General features: G+C 48.8%; 6 protein-coding genes. All 6 read right to left on the bottom strand.

What is annotated here, in order from left to right; translation table 11 throughout:
- Positions 1-15: 15 nt before the first annotated feature.
- Complete coding sequence (locus F7D20_RS06195; RefSeq protein WP_158463297.1) at positions 16-684, bottom strand: TonB-dependent receptor plug domain-containing protein; 669 nt, start codon at positions 682-684, stop codon at positions 16-18.
- 185 nt (positions 685-869) lie between these two features.
- Entirely contained in the window at positions 870-2,252 is a 1,383-nt protein-coding gene (locus tag F7D20_RS06190) for an outer membrane beta-barrel protein (RefSeq protein WP_158463296.1), read from the bottom strand.
- Positions 2,239-2,790: an RNA polymerase sigma factor gene (locus F7D20_RS06185; protein ID WP_022251421.1), complete on the bottom strand. Its 552-nt coding sequence runs from the start codon at positions 2,788-2,790 to the stop codon at positions 2,239-2,241. The genes F7D20_RS06190 and F7D20_RS06185 overlap by 14 nt, the downstream gene beginning before the upstream one ends.
- A gap of 345 nt (positions 2,791-3,135) precedes the next feature.
- Positions 3,136-4,053: a ribonuclease Z gene (locus F7D20_RS06180; RefSeq protein ID WP_158463295.1), complete on the bottom strand. Its 918-nt coding sequence runs from the start codon at positions 4,051-4,053 to the stop codon at positions 3,136-3,138.
- 21 nt (positions 4,054-4,074) lie between these two features.
- The gene (locus F7D20_RS06175; protein WP_158463294.1) at positions 4,075-4,632 is read right to left on the bottom strand and encodes a hypothetical protein; all 558 of its coding nucleotides are present in this window, start codon (positions 4,630-4,632) and stop codon (positions 4,075-4,077) included.
- 25 nt (positions 4,633-4,657) lie between these two features.
- Complete coding sequence (gene mazG / locus F7D20_RS06170; RefSeq protein ID WP_294814835.1) at positions 4,658-5,539, bottom strand: nucleoside triphosphate pyrophosphohydrolase; 882 nt, start codon at positions 5,537-5,539, stop codon at positions 4,658-4,660.
- Between the last annotated feature and the right edge of the window lie 713 nt (positions 5,540-6,252).

The following is a 6,252-nucleotide window of genomic DNA, read 5'->3' as shown; positions in this document are numbered from 1 at the left end:
GTATTCACGCTGCATTTATATCGTATTAAACACTCGGTTATCCCGAATTGGGGTATAACTGTAGCGTCCGCTGACGGTGAACTTGCCACTCTGTACGGTGCCAAACATGTTGGCACCTATGCGACCCTGGGTGTTATAGTTGGTACCTACGGTGAGCGAATATCCCTCCATGCCCTTGCCTGTGGTGATGATATTAATGATGCCTCCCACTCCCTCGGCATCATACTTTGGTCCGGGATTGGTGATGATTTCTATTTTCTTCACGCTGTTGGCAGGCATGTTCTTGAGCACCTCGGAGGGATTGTTCGACATCATGTTGTTGGGTTTGCCGTTGACATAGACCTTGAACGACGAACTATTGTTCACCATGATGTTGTCTTGCCCGTCGACTGTCACCATCGGCACCTTGCGTAGCATCTCCAACACGCTGTTGGCCTGTGCCTCGGGGTCAGACTCTACATCGTAGGTCATTTTGTCGAGCTCGCTCTTTACCAGGGGTTTCTTTGCAACAACGGTCACAGCGTCCAGGTTTTCCGACCACTTGATGCTGTCGTATGCCATCGTGTCGGTCACTTCTATGGGGGCTGTCTTGGTGCCATTGTCTGCCCAACGGGGTGTATTTGCTGCCGAAATTGCAGCAGTATAGGTCAGCAGCATGCCTATACTTGCCAGAACTTTTACCATTTCTCCAAATTCTTTAGGATGATTATTTTATGTTTTTGACCTAATTAAATACGTCTTCATCCTAATAAACGTTATTATGCCTCAAAATGTAACAGCAAATGCCAGGTTTTAACTTTGTTTAATATTTAATTCAACTTTCTCAATTGGGAAAGTTGAATTAAACATTCCCACAAAGAAAAGAAGCGTTACTTTCCGATGTTCCAACGCAAGCCAAACTGGAAATTGAAGTTCAGTTTCTTGTCCTTGAACACGTTGTCTATATGGCTGCCGTTGTCAAAATAATACTTCGCACCCGGCTCGGCATAAATGCCCAACTGAGGAATCACGTCAAACTGAATGCCCAGGGATGCATTGGCAGACCATTGCATCTTGTCGCGCCCCACATCTTCACGGTTGCCATCCATCAAGGTCTTGTTTTTCACATTTACTGCCCCTTCACCTCCTACATTGATATAGGTATGCAAACGGCTGATCCCCCAGACCTCATAGGAAAGTCCTACAGGAATACCTACATAGTGGAGCGACTGGTTGACAACCATCTGACCGGAGCCATACTGATAAGTGAAATCAGAACTGGTCTGTGTATAGACAACGCCCGTGGTAAGCGAGAGACGTGGAAGAAGTGGCACACCTACCTGCAAACCCACCGAGACGGGGAAATGATGCTTGGAGTCGATAAGAGACTCCTTGTTGTTGAGCTTGACGACCATAAACTGCAGTGTGTTGTCGACAGCAGGTCCCATCATGGCGTCGCTCATCACCCAAGAGCCCGAAGACTCGCCGTTGCTGTAACTGCGAGGAATGCCATTCTCGGCATAGAGTTTCACCGACCAGCCCTCGGAAGCGGCCGACTTGGCTGCAACAATCTGTGGATCGGCTGTAGAAAAGGACACCGGACGGACAGACTTTCTCGTCTGGCTGCCAGATAAAGCAGCATGCTTTTTCTGATGAGAATCTGATGACGAAGAGGAACGGACGGAAGAAGCCTCTCGGGAAGCCGAAGACTCTTGAGCCGAACGGACAGCAGAACCGGCAGGCTCTGTCAATGCTGGCGACAGGTCGCAGATAGGCTCTTCACCTCCGTCGGCAGAGAGAAGAAGGGGCTCTGAGGCCTCATTTCCTTGCGACTTTCGAGCTGCACGACTGTTGTCCACTATATTATCTGCCAGCAGAACAGGTTGGCCGCTTTGAGCAGCAGAAAGACTGGCATCTGTATCAAGGGCTGCTATTTGATTTTCAGCAGCATTGCCATGCGCATCATCCTTGGAACTACCAGACGACAAAGCCCCCTGACGGTTCATCACAGAAGACACTACTGCCGTATCGGCAGGCGAAAGAGGTTGCTGTAAATACACATAACTGCCTCCCACCACGAGGGCAGCCAGGGCTGCAGCCATTCCCCACCAACGCAAACCCATGCGACGGGCTGGCTTGGCACCAAGAGGACGAAGAACGGCAGGGCGATGAACAAACGATTGCTCGATGTCTGCCCACAAGTCACCGCCGACCGGAGCCTCATAGTTCTCCAGCCTGTCTCGTAGTTTGTCTGTCCAATCAGTCTTGTTCATTTTCCGTATTCTTTAAATAGTTTTTTATTCTCGTTGCCAACAGTTTCTTGGCTCTCAGATACTGAGATGCAGAGGTACTTTCCTTGATGCCCAACTCTGCGGCTATCTCCTTGTGGCTTTTCTGCTCAAACACATACATATTGAGCACGAGCCTGTATCCATCGGGAAGCGTGCCTATGAGCCGCGTCAGCACATCAGGCGGCACACGTTCCACCTCAGGGCTGTCGGCCTCGGGTTCGTCGGGCACCTCATCGGTAAATACGAACTTCGTCTTTGCCTTGGCGTAGCTGATGGCCTCGTTGGCTACAATACGCAGCATCCAGCCCTTGAGCGAGCCCTCGCCCCGATACTCGAAGCGGGAGATGGAGGAGAAGATCTTCACAAAGCTGTCCTGTACGACATCGCGCACCTCGTCCCTGTCGGGTACGTACCTGAGCCCTACGGCCATCACATACCCGATGTAGCGGTCGTAGAGTCGATGCATCGCATCGCGACTACCACTCAAAATGTCGTCGAGGAGTTGCTTTTCTGATTCCAAATTCTCCTAAATTTATTTATTAAACTACGAGATACAAAAACCTTGCATCTAAAAATGAACTTTTTTCTGCAGGAGTTTTTTTAAGGAGTTAAGGGAGTTAAGGAGTTATCGCTCCCTCCGGTCGCTGAGGAGTGAAGACAAATGCCTTGGAGGAAACATTTATGTTTCAACTTTCGCAAGTTAGCGCCACACGCCCAGAAAGGGCGTGCTTGAACCACAAGCGAAACTTGAGTTAATACTTAGTGTTAATTTAAGTCCACAAAAGCATTTGTCTTAACTCCTTAACTCCTTTTACTTCTTTAACTCCTTTGAAATCTCCTTTACTCCTGAGAGAACTCCCGAGAACTACTTCACCTCAAACACCATTCCCTCTTGCGAGAGATAAGTCTCCGGGAAGACCGCCTTCGCCTCTTCGAGCAGCACATTCTCATTGTTGTATCGGGCGCTGTAATGACCGAGCAACAAGCGCCCTGCCCCGGCCTTCTGGGCGACAAGGGCTGCCTGGCGCGCTGTGCTGTGATAATAGATCTTGGCACGGTCCTCATTCTCCGAGGTATAGGTGCTTTCGTGATAGAGCACCGTCACGTCTTTTACTCTTTCATACAAATCGGGCAGATAGCACGTATCGCTGCAGTAGGCATAACTGCGGGGTGCGTCGGCTGGCTCCACCAACCTGCTGTTGGGCACGATGTCGCCCTCGGGTGTCGTCCAGTCAGCGCCGTTCTTGATGTTGTTGATCTGCGAGAGCGGAATGCCGTAATAGTCTATCATGTCGCGACGGATGTGAGGCAAGGTGGGCTTCTCACGGAAGATGTAGCCACAGCAGGGTACACGATGGCGCAAAGGCACCGTCTCTACGGTGACGGAATGGTCTTCGTAAACCACTTTTTGCTGGGTTGTATCTACGGGAACAAACTCTATTTCATAGGTCATGCCCTGCATAAAGAAGTTCATCTGTTGCTCAAACAGGCTGGCGTAACACTCTGGTGCGAAAACCTTTAACCGAGATGTACGTCCCAACATACCAAAGGTGGAGAGCAGTCCTAACAATCCAAAGCAATGGTCGCCATGAAGATGAGAAATAAAGATGGCGCTCACCTTGGCAAAGTGGACATGCGAGCGCCTGAACTGCATCTGTGCTCCCTCGCCACAATCCATCATGAAGCACTTGCCACGCATCTCGATGAGCTGCGCGGAAGCACTGTGCTTGAGGGTGGGCAAAGCGCTGCCGCACCCTAAGATATGAATTCTGAATGGTTCCATAATCTGTCTCTCCAGCTTCTCCTACTGCTGGCGTTTGAATACATAGATGCCTTTATGGTTCTCGAGCAGCAGACTGTCGGGACCCAGGTTGTCGATGGCGAAGGTATCGGTATTGAGCAGCAGTTTGCCGTTGACGATCTTCCACGAGGTCCAGGGGTTGACCTCTGCCTTGACGTTGTTGACGATGTCGCCACCTTCCACGATCTCGAAGTTCTTGTCTATACTGGTCCACTTGCCCAAGAGTGAGGTAAGATTAATGACGCGCTGCGCCACCATCTCGCCGTCGGCAGACTTGTAAGCTATCAGGGCTATGCGGTCGCCAGCCAGGAGCCCGCCCTGTACCACTCCCGGTTCCTCGTCGTCAACAAAGACATCGAGTGTATCGCCATTGTCAGCAATGAGTTGCAGCGAGTGCATGGAGGTTCCTTCGCCACAAACGCCATAAATGGTGGAATCGTTGTCCGCCTCCACATCTACAGAATCGTTCATACCCATTACCTTTGCCGCCTTACGGTCGTGGCAACCTGCCATGAGCATCAGCCCCACGACAGCCACTGTAAAAAAGAATAATCGTCTCATCTTTATATGTATTATATTAAACTCCTTACTCTTGACGTTTAGCCTCATCCCATAGTTTATCCATTTCCTCCAAGGTCATGTCTTTCAGACTCTTACCCAGCTTCACCGAATGGTCTTCTACATAGTTGAACCTGCGGATAAACTTCTGGTTGGTCATCTCCAGAGCATTGTCGGGATTGAGCTTATACAGCCGGGCGGCATTAATGACAGAGAAGAGGAAATCGCCCAACTCGCGGGTGGAGTTTTCCTTGTCATCCTTAGCCAGTTCGGCCTTCAGCTCTTCCAGTTCCTCGTACACCTTGTCCCACACATCCTCCTTCTCTTTCCAGTCGAAGCCCACGTTGCGTGCCTTGTCCTGTATGCGATAAGCCTTGATGAGCGAGGGCAAGGCATCGGGCACTCCACTCAGCACCCGCTCGTTGCCGTCTTTCTCCTGCTGCTTAATCTGTTCCCAGGTCTTCTCCACAGCCGAGGCGGTAGAGGGACGTGAGGCGTCATCGGGTTCCTCCTGCTGGGTTTCCTTATACACCACCTGTCCTGCTTCGTTGATACACATGTCGGGGTTGGCAACCGTCCAGTTACCCTCTTCACACCAGTTGATGAACGGATGGCGAAACATGAGCTTGTCGGCTTCCTGGTTGCAGACATCACAGATGTCGAACTCCTCGTCCTCACGCCCTATGATGCTGTAGAACATCACATGCTCGAGCACATCGCCCAACTCTTTCTTGATATTCTTATAGTCGCGCTTCATCAGAGCGTCACACAACTCGAAAGTCTCCTCAATGGTATTGGGTCGAAGACTCTCGAAGGTCTGTTTCCTGTCCCATGGACATTGTATGCGCAGGCGGTCCTGCACATCCAGCAATCTCCCGAAAGCGGCTAATTTTTCTTCCTTGCTATGCACTTGTTGATATTATTTTAATGAAACTATAGTGCAAAGATAATGCTTTTCTTGGAAACCCATCGTTATTTTCATGTTTTTTTGGTAATAAATAACTTCTAACTTGAGTACACAGTATTTAAATATCGTCATAGAAATAAATATTGCAGCCTGACATTACAGGGCCTAAGTATCATACTTGTCACTGCCAAGTGACATACCAACAGATGAAAAGATGGTACTTATGCCCCAGACACACCAAGGTCCGCTCATCGGCTGAGAAGAGGTCAAGTAGAGTAACCAGTAGCATAAGTTTGTGCCACTTGTGCCAAAGTGCCATGTGGCATTTCAGTACCAAAAGTACCATAAATACTGGTTTTTTCTATATTTTTCTATATTTGTGCCACTTGGCACATTGGCACAAGTGGCACAAAGTGGCCTGTCGTTCATCACCTGGATATGTTCAGATAAGATTTATCCAGTATTAAGCGACCGTTTCTTTGGATTGTAAGGATGATAACACATGTATAGCATTTGTAACTATCAGTTCTTCATATGGGTGCTAAGTAGGAGCTAACAACAGCAGCCATATAGTTTAATCTTTCTTAAAAAACTCATGTCTCAATAACAACGTCCCTACATTTCTGTTATATTTGCGCTAAAATAATAATAAAACCTACCGAAATGCGAATAAGATGAATATTTATTTAGTTACGCCAAATGGCTCTTTATTAAAA

The organism is Segatella copri, assembly GCF_009495355.1.
Lineage (GTDB): Bacteria > Bacteroidota > Bacteroidia > Bacteroidales > Bacteroidaceae > Prevotella.
This window is presented reverse-complemented; position numbering and strand designations above follow the sequence as displayed.

What these genes read in the sequence shown, in the direction of transcription:
- F7D20_RS06180 (WP_158463295.1), bottom strand. Translation starts at nt 4,053, where the DNA reads ATGGAACCATTCAGAATTCATATCTTAGGGTGCGGCAGCGCTTTGCCC.
- F7D20_RS06195 (WP_158463297.1), bottom strand. Translation starts at nt 684, where the DNA reads ATGGTAAAAGTTCTGGCAAGTATAGGCATGCTGCTGACCTATACTGCT.
- F7D20_RS06175 (WP_158463294.1), bottom strand. Translation starts at nt 4,632, where the DNA reads ATGAGACGATTATTCTTTTTTACAGTGGCTGTCGTGGGGCTGATGCTC.
- F7D20_RS06190 (WP_158463296.1), bottom strand. Translation starts at nt 2,252, where the DNA reads ATGAACAAGACTGATTGGACAGACAAACTACGAGACAGGCTGGAGAAC.